Raw genomic sequence first — 22,169 nt, 5'->3', positions numbered from 1 at the left:
TAAGATGACCCTCAAATCCGTTAATTACTATATCACAAAACCAACTATTTTTGTAGGATTTTATTCCAATAAATCAATCGAAGCCAGCTCAGCTTCTTCGGATTACATGGAAAACGCAAAAAGGCAAGCCTTCCTGTTTCGAAGACCTGCCTTTTCTTGAATCCAACGCTTGATGTTCAGCTTATACATAAAATCTGTAGCTGTCGTTAGACGATTACGGTATATAAAAGCTCCTGTTCCTTAACCACTTTATGCTGATTTCCAGCGGACTCCAGCTCGCTAAACTGAGCTACATTCGTAACAATAACAGGTGTAATCGTTTCGTAGCCAGCCTTGCGGATTTCCACCAGATCAAACTCCAGCATGAGATCGCCTACCTTCACTCGATCCCCTGCTTTCACATGAGGCGTAAAATGAAGGCCTTTCAGCTTAACCGTATCCATCCCAACGTGTATGAGCATTTCAAGCCCGGAATCACTCACCAAACCTACGGCATGTCCACTTTTGGCAATGGAGAATACGGTACCTTCAACTGGAGAAACAACGCGACCTTCAGATGGCTCAATAGCCCATCCTCTACCCATGATTTCCTGAGAAAAAGCAGGGTCATTGACTTCACTGAGCGGCTTAACCTCACCCATAATCGGGCTGTATACCGGGATTTTCTCACCTTTTGGCAGTGAGGCCACAGTAGATTCTGCTACTTCCTCAGTAGTGGCCTCTTCAGCAGCATCTGTTGTTGTTTGTGGTGCTTCTTCATTCTTTTCATCTGTAAAGCCGATCAAATAAGTAACCAACGTAGCAACCACAAATGCAATAATGAGACCAAGAATTGCGTACAAGAAAGTCGGTCCGATAAACATTGCCAGACCAGGCAAACCAACCAATCCACCCATAACATACGCTTTTGTGCCAAAGAAGCTCATGAAGCCCCCGCCGACAGCTCCGCCGATCAACGCTGCAGTAAACGGTTTTTTAAACCGCATGTTTACACCATACATCGCAGGCTCGGTAACACCCATAATAGCTGTCAAGCTCGTGGAGAAAGCCACTGTTTTGACTTTGGCATTTTTAGATTTCAAGAATACGCCCAGTGCAGCACCGGCCTGAGCCAAGTTAGCTGCGCCCATAATCGGAATCATGTAGTCAAAGCCCAACGTTGCAATCGAGCCAATCATAATCGGAACCAAAGCATAGTGCATACCTGTCATGATGATCAGGGAGAAGGTACCGCCAAGCAGCAGACCTGCAAGCGGACCTGTATTTTCAAACAGCCAAGAGATACCTCCCGACAGGCCATTACCAATAATGGAGCCCAGCGGCCCTACAGCAATCAACGTCAAAGGTACAATAATCAACAGCGTCAGTGTCGGAACAACAAGCAGCTTCAGTGATGCATGCGTATACTTATCAATAAATTTTTCAACATAGGACGCCAGCCAGATGGCGATGACGATGGGAATAACAGTCGATGCATAAGTAGCCGCCGTCACCGGAAGACCGATAAAGCTAACCTTCACATTGGATGCCAGCAAGGCCGTAATCGTCGGATGCAAAATAGAGGCACCTATCGCAGCCGCAATAAACATATTGCTTCCCAGTTTTCTAGCAGCACTCACAGCCAGAATAATCGGCAGGAAGTAGAATGCACCGTCACCTATGGCCGCCAAAATCGTATAGGTCTGGCTCTTGTCGGACATCCAGTGCATAGCCACCAAGAGGGCAATAATCCCTTTGATCATACCTGCACCGGTGATCGCCGGCAAAATAGGTGTAAACATACCAGCTATAAAGTCAAACAGACTGCTGATCGGGTTTTGTTTTTTCTTGGATGCATTGCTTGCGCCTGTCTCACTTTGCGGCGCCTTGGACATGTTGCTCACCAACGATTTGTACACGTTAGCTACATCATCACCGATAATAACCTGAAACTGGCCGCCACTCTCCATCACTCCCATGACGCCATCCGTTTTTTTCAACTGCTCTTTCTGAGCTTTCTTATTATCATAAAGATTGAAGCGCAAACGGGTCATGCAGTGAACTACCTGCTCAACATTCTCTTCACCACCAACCAGTGTAAGTATCTCTTTGGATAATTGATTTCGATCCATGAGGTATTCCTCTTTTCTTTTTAAGGTATATAACACGCGAATTGACAATAAAAAAAACCTGAATACAGAAAGCAGTCAGCTTTATAGAAAGCCAATCTTCTTTCAGCATTCAGGTTTTGCCTTCTTGTTTAGAAGTAGCAATCCTAAATCCCTGATCATTGATACATCATTGATTTTTAATGATACGTTCGATATGAATGGTGAGATATAACATCTCATCCTGGGACAAACTTCGACCATAGATTTTAGTTGTATAATCCCTTATTTTCTCCGCACAGGCATAAGCATCCTTATATTGGACCTTAACCATATCATGAAGGGAATTATCTGCATGTTGTACAGGGGTCCCGTTCATTACCCGTTGAGCAAAAAATTTGAGATGTGTAATAAAGCGGTAGTAGCTTAATGACTCTTCATCCAGCTCCATTACAAAAAAGCGGCTTACAATATTCATAATGTCCTTGACGATGTTCGTCAGGGCAATCGTTTCGCGCATTTCGCTATTGAGCTGTGCATTCACCAAATGCAAAGCGATAAACGCTCCTTCATCATCCGGAAGTGTAACTCCCAGCTTGTCCTGAATCATGTGTAATGCTTTGGTCCCGATTGAAAATTCCTTGCGGTACATACGTTTGATTTCCCAGTAAAGTGCATTTTTAATATCCATCCCCAAACGATAACGCTCTATGGCAAAATGGATATGATCCGTCAGCGAAATATAGATGCTGTCATGCAACTGTACACCAAGTATCGTTTTGGCATATTGGATGATTTCATCAGAAATTTCAACGTATTCAATAGGGATATCAGACATCAGGCTCATCAGCTTGCGGGAAACCTCGGTGCTTTCAAGCTTGAAAATTTTCTCGATTTGCGCTTCATCGATCTCATCGCCTGTGCTTTTCTTAAAAGCAATTCCTCTACCCATGATGACCAGTTCTTTCTGATGCTCATCAATCACCGTCACGACGTTATTATTCAGCACCTTTTCTATCTTCATTCCATCACCTTAAGCCGCTTGGAGTAGTAAAAAAAGGCAATACCAAAACTGACACTTAGTGCCTGCTTATGGTTTTGCCCGATATGCTCAGTAACAACCCACGATTGTGCAGTTTTGAAAAGCTGTCACCATAATATCACATAAAAACGGAGCCGACAATATTTTTTTGTAAACACTTTCATGTGATTTCTGGCATGTGGTTTCCGGACGATTGGTGCACTTTAGCTGTTCATGTTCTTTTCTACAGCCGAATCAGAGGAAGTACTGATGCCGGATGAGGATGCTACTGTTGACTGCTCCCCCTTCACATCCTTGAAGCCCATGAAATACGTAATTACGCCTGCACTCACAAACGAAATCAACATACCCAAAATGGCGTACACAAATGTGGGTCCGCCGAATAGTCCCAAGCTGGGCAGACCTGATATACCGCCAATAGCCATTGACTTGGTTTCAAATAGACTCATAAATGCGCCACCGAGCGCTCCTCCGATCAACACCGCAGCAAAAGGCTTTTTAAAACGCATGGTGACCCCATACATCGCTGGCTCAGTCACCCCCAGCAGGGCAAGCAAGCCTGTCCAAAAGGCCAGCGTTTTCACTTTGCCATTTTTGGATTTAAAAAGCACACCAAATGCTGCACCTGCCTGAGCAAGTGCCGCTGCCACTACCACAGGAAAAATATGGTCATAGCCCAAGGTTGCAAGCGAGCTAACCATAATTGGCATCATGATATATTGCATGCCTGCAATAATCAGCACAGACATTGTGCCCCCGAGCAACAGCCCTGCAAGCACTCCTGTATTGTCAAACAACCAGCCAAGTCCATCAGATATATGTTGGCCAAGATAAGTCCACAGTGGTCCAAAAACGAACATCATCAAAGATATAGTGATCACCAGTGTCAAAGTTGGGACAGCCATCAATTTAAGTGAAGAAGGGGTATACCTTTCTAACCATTTTTCCACATACGATGCCATCCAGACGACAACAAGTATTAGTATTATGGAAGAAGCAGCTTGCGGCTCAATAACTGACAGACCAGCAAAACGGACCTCCTCACCAGACTGAAGCAAAGCTGTTAGTTGGGGATGAAAAACGGATGCTCCGACGGCTGCCGCAACAAACACATTGCTGCCCAGCCTTCTTGCCGCACTTGCTGCCACAAAAATGGGCAGGAAGTAAAATATCCCATCGCTGACGGCCAATAAAATAGTATACACCTGCGGATCAGACAACAAAAAACCGAAGGTCATTAAAACATATATAACTGCCTTGATCATTCCTGCCCCAATCATGGCCGGCAAGATTGGAGTGAATGCACCTGAAATAAAATCAAACAGGCGACTTATCGGATTTCCTCCTGCGGCAGTTTTAAGACTACCGGAAGTCATCTTCTGCCTATCTTCCCCTTCTACCTGTGGAATTATTCTTTTGGAAAGTAGTTCCTGATTCATAGATGCCTTTTTCCCCTTTTATATGTATATTAAAGACCACACTCGAACTTACTAAAGCAAACTTAAAAGAAGCTCTATAAAAAGTTCTATTCCTTATACTACTTATATTACTTCTTTTTTACAATAGTTTTTAAGAAGGAGTGAAATTACCTAAGACCATAGTTATATATTTTTTGTTTGTTTTTGGGCAAATTTTACTATTCAACCGCCTGTTAATTATGTAAAATAGGTCTAACCTACTTTTTAGTAAATCATGGATTACTTCCCTTTCTCATTCTTGTCTCTTGAATACAGCTGAAATATACATAGAATCCGAACATTTTCAGTCTTTTCTTCAAGCAAGGAAAGGAACCAGTAGATCATGGCGTGTCTAGTATTGCAAATGGACAAGCGGCCTACATCAAGCAGGGGAATTCGTCTGTTATTTTATTACCATCATGTGAGAGGAGATTTTTCATGAAGCGTTTTAATCGTTCCATTGGCGCGAAATTGCGAGTTATGTTTTTATTGATTCAGCTCTTTGCGTCCCTTCTGTTCAGCATCAGTTTTTATGCAGTATCCATGAGTATCATTAATAACAGTGTCATACCTCAGGTCGATCAAATGCTGGAAACCGGAGCCAAAAATGTCTACCAGGATCTCAATATTTCTTTAGCTGTTCAGGCCGGGCAAGGAAACGGTTCTGATTCCGGCTCCGCCATACAGATGGAATCTTATCTTCAGGACAAGGTCGATACCCTCAAGCTAGAATCAGCATATATCGCGGTAGTGAAGGATGATAAGGCCGAAGTTGTCGCACGTAATGTAAAATCAGCCTATAAGCTCAAGGATGCTCTCGTTCCTGTAGAAGATATTAAAAAAGCCAAACAAGGCGAAATGAATGTCAGTGACATTTACAGCGACTCATACGGGATACACAAAACCGCCTTTTTTGCTATTTCGGGCAGTAATCTGATCCTTGGTGTGAACGAAGATGTCGGATTTGTACAGGAAAAATCCCAACAAATTTTATGGATATGCATAGGTATTACCATAGCAACGCTCCTACTGGGCGGAATTATTTCTACCCTCATCGTGCGTAAAGTTGTGGGGCCCATTGCCGAATTGGTTCGTCATAGTGAAAAAATCGCTCAAGGGGATCTGTCACAAGATGCAAAGGTTCATGGTGACAACGAAATTGCGCAGCTTGCCCGCAGCTTCCAGTCCATGACCCATAATCTGAAAGAAATGATCGGTCATGTGCTTTCTACATCCGGTGCGGTTGTAGAAGGCTCCAACGAGTTGCTTCGCCGGACTGAAGTCATGAGTGTAAAAGTGCAGGACTCTACAGTTGCTGCAGAAGAAGTGGCCAAAGGAAGCACCAGCATAGCTTCGGCTGCTGCAGAAAATGCCCAGGCCATGGAGGAAATCGCTCAAGGGGTGCAGCATATTGCATCCTCTGCCAATGATGTATCCGATCAAATCAGTGAAGCGACCCAGGAAACGGTTAACGGTAATACGCTCGCTCAAAATGCGGTAGCCCAAATGACACAGGTAGGACAAGCTGCCGATGAATCGCTGCGATACATTCATAGCATGAATGAGCGTTCTGAAGCCATTGGCAGCATCGTTTCGGCTATTTTCGATATTACGAAACAGATCCAAATGCTGTCACTGAATGCCTCGATTGAGGCTGCACGTGCGGGTGAACATGGCCGCGGCTTCGCCGTAGTAGCCGGGGAAGTCCGTAAGCTCGCCGAGCAATCCAAGGAAGCAACACAGGAGATTTCCGACTATTTGGTTACCATTCAGGAAGTATCGCAGCAGTCCGTGGATTCCGTGTCCCGGGTCAGTCGTGAAATTCATTCGGGCACGGAAATGGTTCAGCAAGCAAGTTCAGCCTTTAATCAGCTCAGTGAGCTTATGCAAAAAATCAATGCTACGATTCAAACAGTATCCGCAGCAACGGAGCAAGTATCCGCCAGTTCGGAAGAGGTATCGGCATCCGTAGAGGAGACGGCTCTTATCGCTGCAAATGCACAAAACATGATACGGGAAATCGGTTTAAATGCAGATGAGCAACTGAATGAAATGGAGAGTCACAGCGAGGTAGTACGTCAATTAAGCAAGCAAGCGACTGAACTGCAAGCAGCCGTGCAAAAATTTAAAATTGTGTAAGCAGGCAACCTAAAAAGAGGTGTCTCTTAGTCATGAATACAATGGCTATAGAGATACCTCTTTATTTTATAAGCATATTCTTGGACCACGTATAAAGCTTAAGAATTCATCCCCATAATGCGATAAATTTGATCCATATCCAAATGAGCCCGTACCACCTCTGCAACACGGTCAAACTCCTGTTCTTTGGCTTCACGAACGGTGAAGGTGCTATCAAGTGGTGTCAAGCCCTTGGCCTGTCTCAACCCATCCAGCCAGGAACGACGAAAACAGTCATTATCAAATACACCGTGCAAATAGGTTCCCCATACTTTACCGTCTGCCGTGCCCCAGCCTTCCTCAAATTCTGTTCCTTCGCCACGCCTGATATGGAATAGCGAACGCATTTTCTCCATACTTAAAGCTCCATCTGCAGGTAAATGCGGTTCTGTATCACATTCCGTAACACCCATATGTATTTCATAGCCTTCAATGCTCGGCTTGGGATTAGCATGTGAATCAGATGCAGTGCTTAGCAACAGCGGGCAATGAATAGACAAGGTTCCTTGTACGCGCACGGTTTGTTTTTCCTTCAAAAAGGTTGTGGATAAAGCCAGCCACCCCAAGCCTCTGGCCTGCTGTGGCAACCCGGATTCTACTGCTTCGGGATCAAACAAAGCCGTGCCAAGCATCTGATAGCCTCCACAAATGCCGACCAGCTGCGTGCGTCCTGTCTTCATGGCCTGCCTTATGTCTTCCTCCAGACCTCTTTCACGCAATTCAAGCAGATCGCCGATTGTGTCTTTGGTCCCGGGTAAAATAATGGCATCCGGCACGCCCAATTCCCCGGCTTCTGTGACATAACGTATGCTCACATCAGGCTCAGCAGCCAAAGCATCCGTGTCCGTAAAATTGGAAATACGCGGATAACGAATGACCGCAATGTCCAGTTCCTTATTCTTTGCAGACAGCCGGGGTTTCTTGTCCAGTACCACAGAATCCTCTGCCTCAATGCGAATGTCCGGCAGATAGGGCAGTACACCGAGTACCGGAATACCGGTCCGTTCCTCCAGCCAGTCCAGTCCCGGTTGAAGCAGAGACAGATCGCCTCTAAATTTGTTAATAATGAATCCTCGGATACGCTGTACTTCATGTGGCTCCAGCAGCTCGATAGTTCCTACCAGAGAAGCGAAGACGCCCCCCCGGTCAATATCAGAAATAAGTAATACGGGAGCGTCCGCCCAACCCGCAAGATTCATATTTACAATATCGCGATCCTTTAAATTAATCTCTGCCGGGCTGCCCGCCCCTTCCATAAGCACAATATCATAGGTATCGCGCAGCCGATTCAGAGCATTCATGACCGTCTGCTTGGCTTGTGGCAAAAAGTCCTTCCGATAATCGGAGGCGCTCATATAGGCATAAGGTACACCGTGTACAACAATTTGTGAGTGCATATCCTTGACTGGCTTAATCAAAATTGGATTCATGTCGGTGGTTGCTTCAATACCACAGGCCTCAGCCTGCACCCCCTGAGCGCGTCCAATTTCCTTGCCGTCCTCAGTAACATAAGAATTGAGCGCCATATTCTGTGACTTAAATGGTGCGGGACGATAGCCGTCCTGTACAAATATACGGCACAGAGCAGTCGTCACTACGCTTTTGCCCACATCTGATGCAGTTCCTTGAAGCATCAATACGGCAGCCGGATTCGTGCAGGACGGTTCGAAAGTTGACAATGGCCTCTTCCCCTTTTAACAAATTCATTTTAAAACGGATCACAGCCCGTACAAAATTACAATAAGCAGCAATAAAACAGTCTCCAGCAATTCGTTCAAGGCTCCATAAATATCGCCCGTCAGCCCCCCCAAACGGCGGTTAATACGATGAGCCACGAAGGTTCCAACACCGTAAGCCAACCAGGGCAGCAGCACAAAGCCTATCCAGATTGGAAGGTTCTCTGAATACAAAAGGAACTTCCGCAGATATGCTCCTGCCATTGACAAATTCCCTATGCCGCCTGTCCCTATGGGCAACGCTGCAAGAATATACTGTCCTATGGCCGCCACCAGAGTCACCAGAACGGCCCAAAATACAGCCAATCCGACACGTCCGCCGCTCATATCGGCAAAACGTGCTGCCAGTCCGTCATCGTTGCGCGCTTTGGGCCAGCGCTTCATCGCATGCACCATAAACCAGCGGCTCCAAACCATCGGAAGCAGCAGCAAGCCGGACAAATTCCGTTCATTCAGCGTGGTATCCAACACAATATACAGTAAGGAAGCCTTAAGCATGAGCAGCAGCACACAAGCAATGACACCCATCGCTCCTACACGACTATCCTTCATAATCTCCAGCATCCGCTCACGGGAGCGGTAGCTGAACAAAGCATCAGCCGCATCCATCCAGCCATCCAAATGCAGTCCACCCGTCAGCCAAACCCACACGACAAGAGTAAGAACCGCACAGGGCAACGGCGGCAGCACCCAAGAAACGAGCACTGCAAAGCACCAGACGATGAGGCCAATCACTGCTCCGACCAGTGGATAATAGCTTGCACTACGCTTAAGCAATTCCGGGGAAAAGTCCAGCTCCGCCTTGACCGGAAGACGGGACAAAAATTGAAAGGCCGCAGCGACAGCTTGACGTTCGCGGCTCATAGCTTATATTCCAACTGTTTAAGTTCTATGGGAATGCCCGCCGTCACCAAAAATACTTCATCGCACAGACGGGCGATTCGCTGATTCATGATTCCGCCCAAATCCCGATACAGTCGTCCAAGCGGATATTCGGGCACAATACCGTCACCGACCTCATTGGTCACGATGACGAGCGGGCCCGGGTACTTCTCCATAGCTGCCGCCAATTCGTCGATGGCGGCTCTGGACGCGGCCTCGCCGTCCTCGCCTGCGGCCAGCAGCACGTTCGACAGCCAGAGAGTCAGGCAGTCGACCAGCACCATAGGCGCGGGTGATGGCTGCGGTGCTTGGCTGGCGTGCAAGCTGGCAGGCTGGCTGTCTTGCGCAGCCAGCCTTGCCTCTACTTGTGCTATATCAGGGAGGCCGCCGCCAAGCCGCCGCAGCAGCTCCGGCAGCGCCTGCGTTTCCTCCAGCGTCTGCCAGTCATACCCGGCAGACTCGCGCTGGAGCCGATGAAGGGCAATGCGCTCCTTCATCTCCGTGTCGTAGGCTTGTGCCGTGGCAATATAGCAGGCGCGCGGCGCGCGCGACATGCATAACCGCTCGGCAAAGCCGCTTTTGCCGCTGCGTGCCCCGCCGGTCACGAGCGCCTTCATTGCTGCGCGGCTCCCTGACCGTCCGATACACCGGCATCGGCAAAGGTCGCCATCTCGCGCATAATGCGGCACGCCGCATCAATCAGGTGCAGGCTCAGCGCCCCACCTGTGCCCTCCCCGAGCCGCATGTCCAAATGCAGCATGGGCTCCAGCTTGAGCTGGCGGAGCACCGCTGCGTGCCCGCGCTCGTCCGAGGCGTGCGAGGCGAGCATGTACGCCGCGCTTGCGGGTGCCAGAGCGCGCGCAGCGAGGGCAGCTGCGCCGGAAATAAAGCCGTCCAGCACGACTGGACAGCGATGTGCGGCTGCGCCGAGGATGACGCCCGCCAAGGCGGCAATCTCCAGACCGCCGACCTTGGTCAGCACGTCGAGCGCGTCATTTCCATCCGGCTGGTTCACGTCCAATGCGCGGCAGACCACCGCTATCTTACGGGTAAGCCCAGCCGTATCTACCCCCGTGCCCCGGCCTACGATAACCTCCGGCTCCAGTCCGGTAAGGGCACATACGACCGCAGCACTGGCTGTCGTATTCCCGATGCCAAGCTCCCCGGTAACAAATAGCCGTGTGCCACCTTGGAATGCTTCCGCTACAGCCTCGGCTCCGGCCAAAATCGCCTGCTCCGCTTCCGTACGCAGCATAGCTGGCCCTTTGGCCATATTCGAAGTGCCCATGCGCACCTTGCGATTCACCAAATCCGGGTGTGCGACATCCGCATTAACGCCAACATCTACAACCTTGACGTCTGCGCCCGCATGACGTGCGAGTACATTAATGGCCGCACCACCTGACAGCATGTTATACAGCATTTGCTGCGTAACCTCAGCCGGGAAGGCGCTGACCCCTTCTTCACATACACCGTGATCCGCAGCCATTACCATAACGGTTTTATGATTAAATTCAGGCTTGTCCACCCCTGTAATTCCTGCCAGCTGGATGACCAGACTTTCCAGCTTCCCAAGACTTCCCGGCGGCTTCGTTAATTGGTCCAAATGCTCTGAGGCGGCCGAAGCAGCCACCTCATCCGGCGGGGTTATGCTACTAATAAGTTGACGCAGCTTTTCGCTCATACCTTCCACTCCCTGCTTCTTTTATATGTGTTATAAAATCTCCTACTCATCTACATGTATTACGAGCGCTTCTGCGCAGCAAAAGCTGCGGTACACCGCTGTCAGGATGCGGAAGCACCACAGGCTCAACACCGTATACACGGCGAATCCGCTCCTCGGTTAACAACTCCGCTGAGGCTCCCACCCCTTCAATCATTCCATCCTTGAGTACAAGCAAATCGTCGCAAAATTGGGCCGTCAAGTTAAGATCATGCAGGACCGCAATGATCGTCACACCCGTTTCCTGCCGCCATTCTGCCAGCAGCTCCATAAATTCAAGCTGATAGCGCAGGTCCAGATAGGTCGTAGGCTCGTCCAGCAGCAATATTTGCGGCTCCTGCACCATCACCTTTGCCAAAGCTACACGCTGCCGCTGTCCCCCGCTCAGGCGATCCAATGCTCTGTCCGCCAGCGAGGCAAGACCCAAGCGCTCCAGCACGCGATCCGTGATAAAGTCAACATCCACACCCTTTTCTCTGCCCAGCCAATCCTGATGAGGAAACCGTCCCATTTCTACGACCTCCCTGACGGTGTATCCCACGGGAGGAAGCCCCTCCTGTTGGAGTACGGCTACAAGTCGGGAAAGCTCTTTTCTGCTGTAGCTGCCAACCTTTTTACCATAGATATGAACGCTGCCCGAGGTTGGCTGATCTACACCGGAAAGCAAATGCAGCAAGGTCGATTTACCACTGCCGTTCGGACCGATAATGCCCCACCACGATCCCTCGTCTACACCCCAGTTAATATTCTTCAACGCATGGAACTCTCCAAAAGCACGAGTCAAGCCTGCTACCTCTATGGCCGGAATAGGCCTCTTCTGTGATTCACTTTGTTCTGTCACAGCAGTCCCCCCCTGCGCAGCTTTTTGTTGCGGTACAGGAGGTACGCGAAGAACGGGGCACCGACGAAGGCCGTCATCACGCCCAGAGGAATTTCCGTCGGAGCGAGCAACGTGCGAGCTGCAGTGTCTGCCCAAGCCATAAAAATAGCTCCACCCAGCGCGGACAACGGAACAATCATCCGATAATCGGGACCTGTGACCAGACGGATGATATGCGGTACGACGAGTCCTACAAAACCAATGACTCCACATACCGAGACGGCAGCAGCTGTCAGCAGCGTGGATACGATCAGCACAGATAGCTTCGTGGCATCTACATGAACGCCCATATGAGCCGCCTGACGCTCACCCAAAGCCAGAATATTCAGCACCCGTGCCCGGTTCCACAGAAACACCAAGCCTATGACCACGTAAGGCAAGAGGATTCCCGTATATGACCAACCACGCAGACTAAGACTTCCCATCGTCCAGTACAATATTTCATTGACCGTCTCCTTCGACATGGCTGTCAGGAAGGAAACAACCGCCCCCAGAAAAGATTGCATCACCACACCCGACAAAATGAGACTTTGTGTCGGAATCCTTCCACCTTCCCGTGCCAGCGTCAATACCATCCACAGCGTCAACATTCCGGTGAAAAACGCCACCAGCGGCAGCGTCCATACGCCAACAAAAGAAAACTGAAGCCCCCAATAAATCAGCACCGCCGCTCCTACCGAAGCACCTGAGGACACCCCAAGCGTGTACGGATCAGCCAACGGATTGCGCAGCACACCCTGAAATCCGGCTCCCGCCAGCGCAAGCGCAGCGCCTACCAGCATTCCGAGTAACACTCGTGGCAGTCTGACCTTCAAAATAATCTGTTCTGAGGACGTATTCCAATCCGGTGTAAACGTCTCACCTAACCCCGGTAGATGGTTAATCAGAATACCTGTGATTTGGCTGACCGGAAGCTTGGCTGAGCCAATGCCGAGACAGAGCAGCAGCGTCAGCAGCAGCAAGACCAGACCTGTCCCTCCAAAGCCGATCAGTCTACGGTTCATTTGAAAATTTCAGGATACACGCCCTTGGCCACTTCCTTGAGGCCTTCTGTCACGCGTGGACCCGGACGGCTGATCAAATTATCATCCACGGCAAAAACCCGGTTATTGCGAACAGCCGAGATTTGATCCCATCCACTGCGGGCTTTGATGATCTCACCGAGCGTTTGACCTGTTTTGTCATCCTTGACACTTTTGCTATATAAAATCACGTCTGGATTCGCAGCAATAATATTTTCCTCACTGATCTGGTACCAGCCCTTCTGCGTCGCACCTACATTTTCGCCGCCCGCCAGCGTAATCAGTTCGTCCATAAACTCACCCTTGCCAACCGTCCAGCCTGGTGAAAACTCAACGTACACTCGCAGCTTCTGCCCTTTGCCGATATTTTTAACACCGTCCTTCACTTCCGCTACATCTGCTCTCATCTTGTCGGTCACCGTTCTTGCTTCCTTCTGATGATCGGTGATTTTCCCATATAATTCGATGTTGGCTATGACATCTTCAACTGTTTTGGGTTCGGTTTTAAAAATCATAATTCCCATGTCACGCAGCTTGGTCGTAGCCTGCTCACTAAGGGATATCCCTGCAAAAACAACATCCGGATTCGCAGCAATGATCGCTTCTTCATTCGGCTTCATAATACCGCCCATTTTGGGCTTTTTCGCAGCCGCATCCGGGTAATCGGAGTAGTCGGATACGCCGACAATTTCTTTATCCAGCCCGATGGCGAACAACGCCTCGGTTTCTGCCGGGGAGACGGAAACGATTTTATCCGGCGCTTTTTTGAACGTGAATTCCTGTCCTGTTGCGTCCTTAATCGTTAACGGGTAAACCGTTTTACCCGGAGGCTCCTGTGCAGCTGCTGTCTGTCCTGCCTGCTGCGAAGAAGCCTGATTCCCTTTATTTTCGGCGTTTTTTCCATTCGCGCCACATGCACTCAATACAACTGACAAGACCAAAACCAATAGGCCTGTTGTCCAGACCTTTATTTTTTTCCCTGACATGATTTACACCCCTCCATAATAAATCGTAAGAGCGCTTGAACCTCATCCGATATCTTCTAAATCCAGCCTTCCTTTCCTTCAAAAAACCCCCGTATCCTTATATCAGGACACAGGGGTCACGTTAGCGCAGATCATTGCGCAGGCGGCAGCTTCCTCCGCATGGACAGTCACTGCGAACACGTCATCCTTTCCTCGAAGGATTATGGTGAGAGGCGGACGGGCAGGTATCCTGACTTATGGCAGATGCCGCAGCCTATGTTCCTTTATATGCTTGACGGCATATAAAGCAGGGCTTTAACAGGCATTTTCCATTTACAGTGGCGGGACCGCGCCGGATTCACACCGACTTCCCTTTTAACAGCGCGTGAAGGAAAATTCTATTACACTGCGCTGACCTCGTCTGCTGGATATTTGATGTAGTGTTAGTCAAGCCGTTCTTTTACTTGATGATTATAGGTTAAAAAGAGACTGCTTACAACCCAAACAGCCTGTTTACCAGCCCTTGTCTAACGAATAAGAAAGTATCTTCGCTATGAACTTGTGCGGCTCTGCCAACCTCAACTGGATGCTGAGTGCAGCTCCCGGTTCCGGGTTTAGGCTCCAAAAATCATGCCCAGGTATCAGCATACAAGCTAACTGACGAATGACGCCACCATGCGTGACGACCAGAACAGAGGGAGGAGCATCAGCCAAACTTATTGGCTGAGCCTCCATAGCGAACCGCCACTCATACAGAGAATCAAGAAATTCGCGCAAACGATGCTCAAAATGTACCCAAGACTCTCCTCCAGGAGGCGTGATCCGGTGCGGCTCATCAATCCAGGCGCGATACAATGCCACACTCTTAAGCATGTCATACGTTTTTCCGTCCCATTCGCCAAAATCAAGCTCTCGAAGGCGTGGTTCCATAATAGGAGGCATAGCCGACAGGGCACGACCCGATTTCAATGCTGATTCCGGCAAAATGATCTGCAAGGTCTGGCGACACCGCCTCAAGTCACTGCAATAGATTCGAGCAAATGACCGACCTTGAAGCCTCTTACGCACTGGCTCCAGTTCCTGCTCTGCCCCGGCCAGCAAACCTATATCAGAGTGTCCCAGATATCGACGCTCTCTGTTCCACAGGGTTGTGCCGTGACGTACCAGCACAAGCTCCAGATCCCATTGCGAATCTTCATTAGCATGATACGGCTCCATATCCTGCTGCGAGTTCAGACTTTGTTCGCATACTGGTTCCCTTTTTCCTTCTATATCCTGTTTCAAAATGATGTCACTTCCTGCCCTATTAACAGTATTCAGGTTGTCACCCCTCACTGTATCCATTCCAAGGCAAAATAACCTGCGGCTCCTAGCAGACACAATCCTGCAAACATACTGGAGACGGCGAACATCAGCCGGATCGTGTGCCGGATATCCTCCGACTCCAGCGGTCGTAGCCCCTCGCCCATATATGCTCGAAAGGAGCGCACGCCGTGATAGACATTATAGCCTCCGAGCCGAATCCCCAGTGCACCGGCAACGGCCGATTCCGGGAAGCCGCTGTTCGGGCTTGGGTGCAGGCGAGCATCGCGCTTGACTGTACGCCAGCTTCTTGCCGCATCATGCCGATACATCCACGCCGCTGCCACAAGCATAACCGCTGTCAGTCGTGCCGGAATGTAGTTAGCTACATCATCCAGACGTGCCGAGGCCCAGCCTAAATGCAGATACTTTTCATTCTTGTAGCCGACCATCGAATCGAGCGTATTCACGGCACGATAAGCCAGCGCCAAGGGTGCCCCTCCGATCAGGGCATAAAAAAGCGGAGAAATAATCGCGTCGACGATGTTTTCCGCGACCGTTTCGACGGTTCCGCGCACAATCTCTGGCTCATCCAGCTGCTGTGTATCCCGCCCGACAATCATCCCCAGCTCCCGGCGTGCCGCAGGCAGGTCACCCGCCTGCAACTGACGGTAGACTGCCATACCCGCTTCCTTGAGTCCTTTGGAGGCGATCGTGGTCGCGATCAGAACGATTTCTGCTCCGACAGACAGCCACGGGTGAATCCAGGCAAGCAAGCGCAGCACTCCCCAGGCGAGCGCAAAGGAGCCTCCCGCCACAAGGAATGGAAGCAGTATGCCCGCACGTTTCAATCCCCGGTCACTGCGAACCTGGCGGCGAATTGCTTTTTCCAACGCTGAAATGGCATGCCCCATTCCGATGACCGGATGTGGCAACCACCTCGGATCGCCGATCAGCCTGTCCAGAAAATAGGCCGCCATGATGATCAAGCTAACTGTCACGCCGCCGTTCCTCCTCCAGCACTTCACCCAATACAGACAGCAGTATGCCGTTGGCTTCCGCGTCCTTGACCGCAATCCGAAAATGGCTCGTCGTCAGCCCCGGATACATGGCACAGCTACGGATAAGAATCCCGCGCTGTCCAAGTGCCTGCTGTATAGCCGATGCACTCCACGTTCCCGGCGCCCTTGCCAGTATATAATTTGCTTCGCCGGGAACAACGCCGCAGCCCCATTCCGCCAAAGTGGTCAGCAGACGGCCACGCTCGATTGCAATCAGCTCCTGGGTGCGTCGCTCGTAGGCCTCCCCGCTTCGCAGACATGCCTCCCCAGCCAGCAGTGCCAATCCGTTCACACTCCAGGTCACCTGCTTGGCCGTCATTCGCCGGATATAGTCCGGATGAGCAATCGCATAGCCCAGGCGCAAACCAGGAATGGCATAAAATTTAGTCATCGACCGGATCAAAATCACATGAGAATACCGATCCAACACAGGCAGCAGTGAAACTCGCCGCTCCAGCGGGATAAAATCAATGAAGGCTTCGTCCACCACCAGCACGGTGTCCGTTTGGCCAGCCACCTCTGCCAGCTGGCGCAGCTCCTGCTCGCCGTACTGTACACCGTTTGGGTTATTCGGCTGCCCCAAAAACAGAATATCTACCTGCTCCATGAGCTGAAGAATGTCCTCCACGTCCGCCTTCCATTGCAGCGAGGCCTTGCCGTATACCCGGCTTACCTCGGCCCCAAATTTGCCCGCCAGCTCTGCATATTCGGAAAAGCATGGCTCCACCGTGCCCACACGTTTGGGAGCCAGTCCGAGCAGCAATAACGCCATGCTTTCAGCCGCGCCGTTTCCGATACTCAGCGACTCGGGTGGAACTTGCAATCGCCGTGCCAGCATATTTTTAAAATTCCGGTGCCCTGGGTCTGGATAGCGAATCACCGTATCCAACGCACTTTGCAGCACCTCCAGCACCTCGGGCGGCGGTCCAAGCGGATTAATATTGGCGCTAAAATCTACAAAATCCGCAGCAGCTCCGCCAAATGTCGCCGCAGCCGTCTCCCTGTCTCCGCCATGACCGTAAACCTCTATCATTGCCTATCATCCTTTCCGGCCGTTCCTGATCATTTAGCTCCATTATGGGGCTGTTTTTTGCGTCCCGTCAATGCAAATGAGCTTTTGTACATCGCTCACTTGGGTTACAATAGAAGAAGGCACACATAAAATACACAGTTTGTATATACGGAGGAATGGACATGCTGTTCATCGACAACCAGGGCATACACGATCCAGCCATTAATCTTGCCATTGAGGAGTATGCACTCAAGCATCTACCGCTGGACGACAGCTATCTGTTGTTTTACATTAATCAGCCTTCTATTATTATAGGCAAGCATCAAAACACCATTGAAGAAATCAACGCCGAGTTTGTCAGAGACAATCATATTCAGGTCGTTCGTCGCCTGTCAGGCGGCGGAGCTGTCTATCATGACCTCGGCAACTTAAACTTCAGCTTCATTACCAAGGATAACGGGGAGTCCTTTCATAATTTCCTCAAATTCACACAACCTGTTATTGATGCCCTGCGTCAAATGGGTGTGGAAGCCGAAATGACCGGACGCAACGATCTTCAGGTGGGTGAACGCAAAATTTCAGGAAACGCCCAGTTTGCCACACGCGGACGCATGTTCAGCCACGGCACATTGATGTTTAACCTGAATCTGGACAATGTAGCCGCATCCCTAAATGCCAACCCTGAAAAATTTAAATCCAAAAGCACCAAATCCGTCCGCAGCCGTGTTGCCAACATCAGCGAGCTGATGGATCGTGAGATGACTATAGAGCAATTTCGTGAGGAGCTGTTGCGCTTCATATTCGGAGTAGACCTGGATCAGGTGCCTCAATATAAGCTCACCGATGCCGATTGGGCTAAAATCCATGAAATTTCCAAAGAACGCTATCAATCCTGGGACTGGAACTACGGTCAATCCCCGGAGAGCGATATCAAGCACACCCGTAAATTCCCGGTCGGTATTATAGATATCCGTATGGACCTTAAGGAAGGCCATATCCGTGATATTAAAATCTATGGCGATTTCTTCGGTGTGGGCGACGTCGCTGATATTGAGAATACCCTGCGCGGCAAGCGCTATGATGAAGGCGAAGTTCGTCAAGCCTTGTCCTCTCTCGATTTGAAGCATTATTTTGGTAATATTGAGCTGGACGATTTTGTGGGACTTGTATTTTTGGAAGACTAATAGTTACTTTTTCCCATAGTTTCAAGCCAATACTTCAGTAGTTATAAGGGGACAGGCTCTTATAGGAGTCGTCCCCTTTTCTTTGTGATATTGTCATTTTGAATATTATGAGATACAATTTGAGCATTGCCCCATGATAGAGATAAAGGAGAGAATACAGATATGTATAAATTAATTGCTATTGATATTGATGATACACTTATTAACGACCAGAAAGAAGTTACTCCGGCGACACAACAGGCCTTGGAAGCTGCTGTAGCTAAAGGTGTTGTAGTTACTCTCGCCACTGGACGAGCTTACGCCTCCGCACATAAAATTGCCCGCCAAACCGGATTGAACGTGCCGATTATTACGTACCAGGGAGCTTTGGTTAAAAACCTGCTGGATGAAAATGTGCTGTATGAGCGCTATGTTCCACTCGTAGCTGCACGCCGCCTGTATGAATTCTGCCTGGAACGCAATCTGCATTTGCAAACCTATATAGATGACAAGCTGTACACACGTGAAGATAATCAGAAAATCAAGGATTATACCGCGCTGAACAATACGGAATATTTTGTAGAGCCTGTATTCAGTAAAGTTATAGAGCAACCGGCTCCTAAATTGCTGATCATTGACGAGCCGGAAGTGTTGGACGAACTAATTCCCGAGCTGCGCGAGCTGCTGGGCAGTGAAGTGCATATTACGAAATCCAAGCCTCATTTTCTGGAAATCATGCATCATGAAGGCACCAAGGGCCACGCTCTCACCTTCCTTGCAAACCATTTTGGCTGTGATCTGTCGGAAACGATTGCCATCGGCGATTCATGGAACGACCATGAAATGCTTGAATGTGCCGGTCTCGGCATAGCTATGGAGAACGCCATTCCTGATTTGAAGAAGCTGGCTGATTACATCACTACCAGCAATAACGAAGATGGCGTCAAGCATGCCATCGACAAATTCGTACTGAATGTTGAATGATTTTAAGCTGAAAACCTCCAAGCGTCGCATGGGACTGACTCATGAACATGCGACAGCTTTGGAGGTTTTTTTGTATCATCAAATACGATGCCTCAACGACTCACATTTTCAGGGAGCCGTACGCAGCTTTCGTCTGTTCACCAGACGGATGATTCCGTTGTTCATACACATCAACCCGATCACAATGAGCAGTACCCCTGCCAGCATCCACCAGCTTACATGCTCTCCATATAAAAAAGCCCCCAAGCCTACAGCAATCGGTGGTGAAATATAGAGCCATGTCGTCGGAAACAGTGGATTCGTACGCTCCATGAGCCAGTAGAACAGTGTATGTGCAATCATCGAACCAAACAGGATCAAATACAATAGAGAGCCCATCGCAGGAAGCAGATTCCATTCCCCGGAAGTCCAAGGCTCTGTGATAGCCGACAATGCCAGCAGCATCCAACCACCATGGAACATTTGTGCTGCATTCAAGGCAATCGGGTTCGTATCACGAAACGCATCCATGACTCGCTTGGAATAGAGAGCTCCTCCCGAATAACACAGCTCACCCAGCAAAATGGCCATACAGCCTGCCAGCCACAAACCGCTGATTTGAACCGCCAATCCGGGCAATACCACCAGCACGACCCCGAGAAAGCTGATCATGCAGCCAATGAGCGTAATTCTCGTCGTTTTTTGCCGCAGTAGTGCGGACTGCATCAACACAATCATCATCGGTCCGGTGGCTGACAAAATAGCACCGATCCCCGAGCTGACATATTGCTCTGCCCAATACAGTGTTGAAAATGTGCCGAAGGTCGTTCCCGTCCCAATCAGCAGCATTTCCTTACGCCATAATAACGACCACCGAACCTTACCCGACAGCCTCATCGCAATAAACAAGATCGCCCCTGCTGCCATAAAACGTGCACCTGCCGATAGGAACGGCGGAAGTCCGGCTTCCACTCCCACTTTTATAGCCAAAAATGTTGTGCCAAAAATAAGACACATGACTGTAAAGGCGATACCAATCATAACACTTCCCTCTCCCTTCTGTTACTCACAAGCATACAAGGAGACAGACAGAACAGATGTGTAACCACAGAACAGTTGTATGCGATATTGAATGATGTATAGTACAATACACACAAAGGAGTGTGGACAGCATGGGCAAGAACAACAGCGAATTACTGTTTTTAACAGAGCGGGTTTCAACAGAGCAGGTTTCGACCGATCAGCCCTTAAAGCTGTATGAGCAGGTCATCCATTATGTAATTGTGCGGATTGATCGCGGGGACTGGCCAGCAGACGTTAAATTGCCATCTGTACGAAGCTTGGCTCAGGAATTGGGTGTGCATCGGTTAACCATCTTCCGGGCATATCAGGAGTTAAAGCAGCAGGGGCGTATCTATGTAAAGGATAAATCAGGGTATTACGCTCATGCTTCCCATGCAACCGGACTAAAAAAGTTTGCTGCCTACTCTGATCCTTCATCCATAAAACGAAGCTTGCATTCGGAATCTGCCCACGCGGCTGACGATCCGTCTGTTTCCGCCTGGAGGGGGATGGATGGACTTACCCGTGTTCAGACCGTCAACGCCGATTTCCAATTCTCCAAAGCGCTAATAGACCCCTCTCTCCTGCCCAACCGCTATTGGGGAGAATTAATGGTGCAGGTTTTTGAAAAGCATCCGAAGGTGGCGGCTACCTATTCTGCTGTACAAGGGGATGCTGAGCTTCGTGCTGCCATGGCCCAGCATTTTAGCGTGGATAAGCATTTTGCTTTATCAACGGACGAAGTGCTGATTACCTCCGGCGCACAGCAAGCCATCGATTTGATTTCCCGATCTCTGATCCGTACAGGGGACCGTGTATTAATCGAACGTCCTGCCTATGGCCCTGCCCTGGAAATATTCCGTAGACAAGGCGCGCGGCTGACGATGACGGATATTCGACCGGAAGGTTATGATATGGACCAGATTGAATGGTGCATGAAAACAGAAAAACCGCGTCTCTTTTATATGAATCCGACATTCCACAATCCGACCGGTTTTACGTTACCCGATGAGCAGCGCAAACAGCTGCCCGAACTGGCCGAGCGCTACGGCTGCCTCATTGTCGAGGATGACAGCACCTATGACATCAGCTTTGGTCAAAAGCCGCCTTCTCCGATTTTCGCCTATGATATCTCGGGAAGCGTCGTCTACATTCGCAGCTACAGCAAATATGTGGCACCCGGTCTGCGAATCGCAGCCGTGACCTGCCGGCGTCAGCTCATGCATAGCCTGCTAAGCGTCAAAGCGTTGGTGGACAATGGATCGCCGCTGCTGAATCAAAAGCTGTTTTTACAATACTTTCAATCTCCACGTATGCAACAGCATATTAAAAAGCTATGTATCGCACTCCAGATTCGTAAGGAAACGATGGAAGACTGTCTCCGCGATTCCGGCTGGACATGGACCAGCCCATCAGGGGGACTCAACCTGTGGCTCCAGCTGCCTTCTGAGTTGAAACCCCATGAACTGCTTGCCAAAAGCATACAGGCGTCCATTTCCTTTGTACCGGGGAATGTATTTGATCCCATTGGCGCAGAGGGTAAAACGCATATACGGCTGTCCTATTCATACGCCAACGAGCTGCAAATCCAAGAAGGCATCTCCAGACTTCTCCGCATCAGCCGGTCGATGTAA

General features: G+C 49.6%; 18 protein-coding genes and 1 riboswitch. Of the genes, 4 read left to right on the top strand and 14 right to left on the bottom strand.

Annotated elements, in window-relative coordinates:
• Window positions 1–206: 206 nt before the first annotated feature.
• The 3 genes from BAZ21_RS08385 to BAZ21_RS08375 form a co-directional block, all read right to left on the bottom strand.
• Window positions 207–2,111 carry a beta-glucoside-specific PTS transporter subunit IIABC gene (locus BAZ21_RS08385; RefSeq protein ID WP_068498907.1) on the bottom strand — a complete coding sequence of 635 codons (1,905 nt, stop codon included), beginning with the start codon at window positions 2,109–2,111 and terminating at the stop codon, window positions 207–209.
• Between the two features lie 166 nt (window positions 2,112–2,277).
• Window positions 2,278–3,111: a BglG family transcription antiterminator LicT gene (gene licT / locus BAZ21_RS08380; protein ID WP_068498905.1), complete on the bottom strand. Its 834-nt coding sequence runs from the start codon at window positions 3,109–3,111 to the stop codon at window positions 2,278–2,280.
• 221 nt (window positions 3,112–3,332) lie between these two features.
• Complete coding sequence (locus BAZ21_RS08375) at window positions 3,333–4,568, bottom strand: PTS transporter subunit EIIC (RefSeq protein ID WP_068498903.1); 1,236 nt, start codon at window positions 4,566–4,568, stop codon at window positions 3,333–3,335.
• A gap of 456 nt (window positions 4,569–5,024) precedes the next feature.
• On the opposite strand from BAZ21_RS08375, the gene BAZ21_RS08370 reads away from it, so the two are divergent.
• Window positions 5,025–6,725, top strand: coding sequence for a methyl-accepting chemotaxis protein (locus BAZ21_RS08370; protein WP_068498900.1), 1,701 nt, complete (start codon window positions 5,025–5,027; stop codon window positions 6,723–6,725).
• Between the two features lie 98 nt (window positions 6,726–6,823).
• Here BAZ21_RS08370 and BAZ21_RS08365 read toward each other — a convergent pair whose 3' ends face one another.
• From BAZ21_RS08365 to cobD, 10 genes are all read right to left on the bottom strand, one after another.
• Window positions 6,824–8,443 carry a cobyric acid synthase gene (locus BAZ21_RS08365; RefSeq protein ID WP_068498898.1) on the bottom strand — a complete coding sequence of 540 codons (1,620 nt, stop codon included), beginning with the start codon at window positions 8,441–8,443 and terminating at the stop codon, window positions 6,824–6,826.
• Between the two features lie 39 nt (window positions 8,444–8,482).
• Window positions 8,483–9,364 (bottom strand): adenosylcobinamide-GDP ribazoletransferase, encoded by an 882-nt coding sequence (cobS, locus tag BAZ21_RS08360; RefSeq protein ID WP_068498896.1) that lies wholly within the window; start codon window positions 9,362–9,364, stop codon window positions 8,483–8,485.
• On the bottom strand, window positions 9,361–9,999 hold the full coding sequence (locus BAZ21_RS08355) for a bifunctional adenosylcobinamide kinase/adenosylcobinamide-phosphate guanylyltransferase (protein WP_068498894.1): 639 nt from the start codon (window positions 9,997–9,999) through the stop codon (window positions 9,361–9,363). Before BAZ21_RS08355 ends, cobS begins: the two co-directional genes overlap by 4 nt.
• Window positions 9,996–11,066, bottom strand: coding sequence for a nicotinate-nucleotide--dimethylbenzimidazole phosphoribosyltransferase (gene cobT / locus BAZ21_RS08350; protein ID WP_068498892.1), 1,071 nt, complete (start codon window positions 11,064–11,066; stop codon window positions 9,996–9,998). Before cobT ends, BAZ21_RS08355 begins: the two co-directional genes overlap by 4 nt.
• Before the next feature lie 46 nt (window positions 11,067–11,112).
• Window positions 11,113–11,946 (bottom strand): ABC transporter ATP-binding protein, encoded by an 834-nt coding sequence (locus BAZ21_RS08345; protein WP_068498890.1) that lies wholly within the window; start codon window positions 11,944–11,946, stop codon window positions 11,113–11,115.
• Window positions 11,943–12,989: a FecCD family ABC transporter permease gene (locus tag BAZ21_RS08340; protein ID WP_068498888.1), complete on the bottom strand. Its 1,047-nt coding sequence runs from the start codon at window positions 12,987–12,989 to the stop codon at window positions 11,943–11,945. The genes BAZ21_RS08345 and BAZ21_RS08340 overlap by 4 nt, the downstream gene beginning before the upstream one ends.
• Complete coding sequence (locus BAZ21_RS08335) at window positions 12,986–13,993, bottom strand: ABC transporter substrate-binding protein (protein WP_068498887.1); 1,008 nt, start codon at window positions 13,991–13,993, stop codon at window positions 12,986–12,988. Before BAZ21_RS08335 ends, BAZ21_RS08340 begins: the two co-directional genes overlap by 4 nt.
• Window positions 13,994–14,196: 203 nt before the next feature.
• Window positions 14,197–14,407, bottom strand: a riboswitch (cobalamin riboswitch).
• 78 nt (window positions 14,408–14,485) lie between these two features.
• Window positions 14,486–15,256, bottom strand: coding sequence for a histidine phosphatase family protein (locus BAZ21_RS08330; protein ID WP_068499043.1), 771 nt, complete (start codon window positions 15,254–15,256; stop codon window positions 14,486–14,488).
• A gap of 47 nt (window positions 15,257–15,303) precedes the next feature.
• Window positions 15,304–16,275: an adenosylcobinamide-phosphate synthase CbiB gene (gene cbiB, locus BAZ21_RS08325; protein WP_068498885.1), complete on the bottom strand. Its 972-nt coding sequence runs from the start codon at window positions 16,273–16,275 to the stop codon at window positions 15,304–15,306.
• Window positions 16,265–17,368, bottom strand: coding sequence for a threonine-phosphate decarboxylase CobD (cobD, locus tag BAZ21_RS08320; RefSeq protein WP_068498883.1), 1,104 nt, complete (start codon window positions 17,366–17,368; stop codon window positions 16,265–16,267). The genes cbiB and cobD overlap by 11 nt, the downstream gene beginning before the upstream one ends.
• A gap of 161 nt (window positions 17,369–17,529) precedes the next feature.
• Here cobD and BAZ21_RS08315 point away from each other — a divergent pair, with 161 nt between their 5' ends.
• Together BAZ21_RS08315 and BAZ21_RS08310 are read left to right on the top strand one after the other, a co-directional pair.
• A complete protein-coding gene (locus tag BAZ21_RS08315) occupies window positions 17,530–18,531 on the top strand; it encodes a lipoate--protein ligase (protein WP_068498881.1) in 1,002 nt (333 codons plus the stop codon).
• A gap of 162 nt (window positions 18,532–18,693) precedes the next feature.
• Window positions 18,694–19,494: a Cof-type HAD-IIB family hydrolase gene (locus tag BAZ21_RS08310; RefSeq protein WP_068498879.1), complete on the top strand. Its 801-nt coding sequence runs from the start codon at window positions 18,694–18,696 to the stop codon at window positions 19,492–19,494.
• A gap of 108 nt (window positions 19,495–19,602) precedes the next feature.
• Here the strand turns inward: BAZ21_RS08310 and BAZ21_RS08305 are convergent, their stop codons facing one another.
• The gene (locus BAZ21_RS08305; RefSeq protein WP_068498877.1) at window positions 19,603–20,514 is read right to left on the bottom strand and encodes a DMT family transporter; all 912 of its coding nucleotides are present in this window, start codon (window positions 20,512–20,514) and stop codon (window positions 19,603–19,605) included.
• 131 nt (window positions 20,515–20,645) lie between these two features.
• On the opposite strand from BAZ21_RS08305, the gene BAZ21_RS08300 reads away from it, so the two are divergent.
• Window positions 20,646–22,169, top strand: coding sequence for an aminotransferase-like domain-containing protein (locus BAZ21_RS08300; protein WP_068498875.1), 1,524 nt, complete (start codon window positions 20,646–20,648; stop codon window positions 22,167–22,169).

The sequence above is a fragment of the Paenibacillus kribbensis genome (assembly GCF_001705305.1).
GTDB classification, from domain to species: domain Bacteria; phylum Bacillota; class Bacilli; order Paenibacillales; family Paenibacillaceae; genus Paenibacillus; species Paenibacillus kribbensis_B.
Note: the sequence above shows the minus strand (reverse complement) of the source record. Positions and strands in the feature narration are given on the sequence as shown.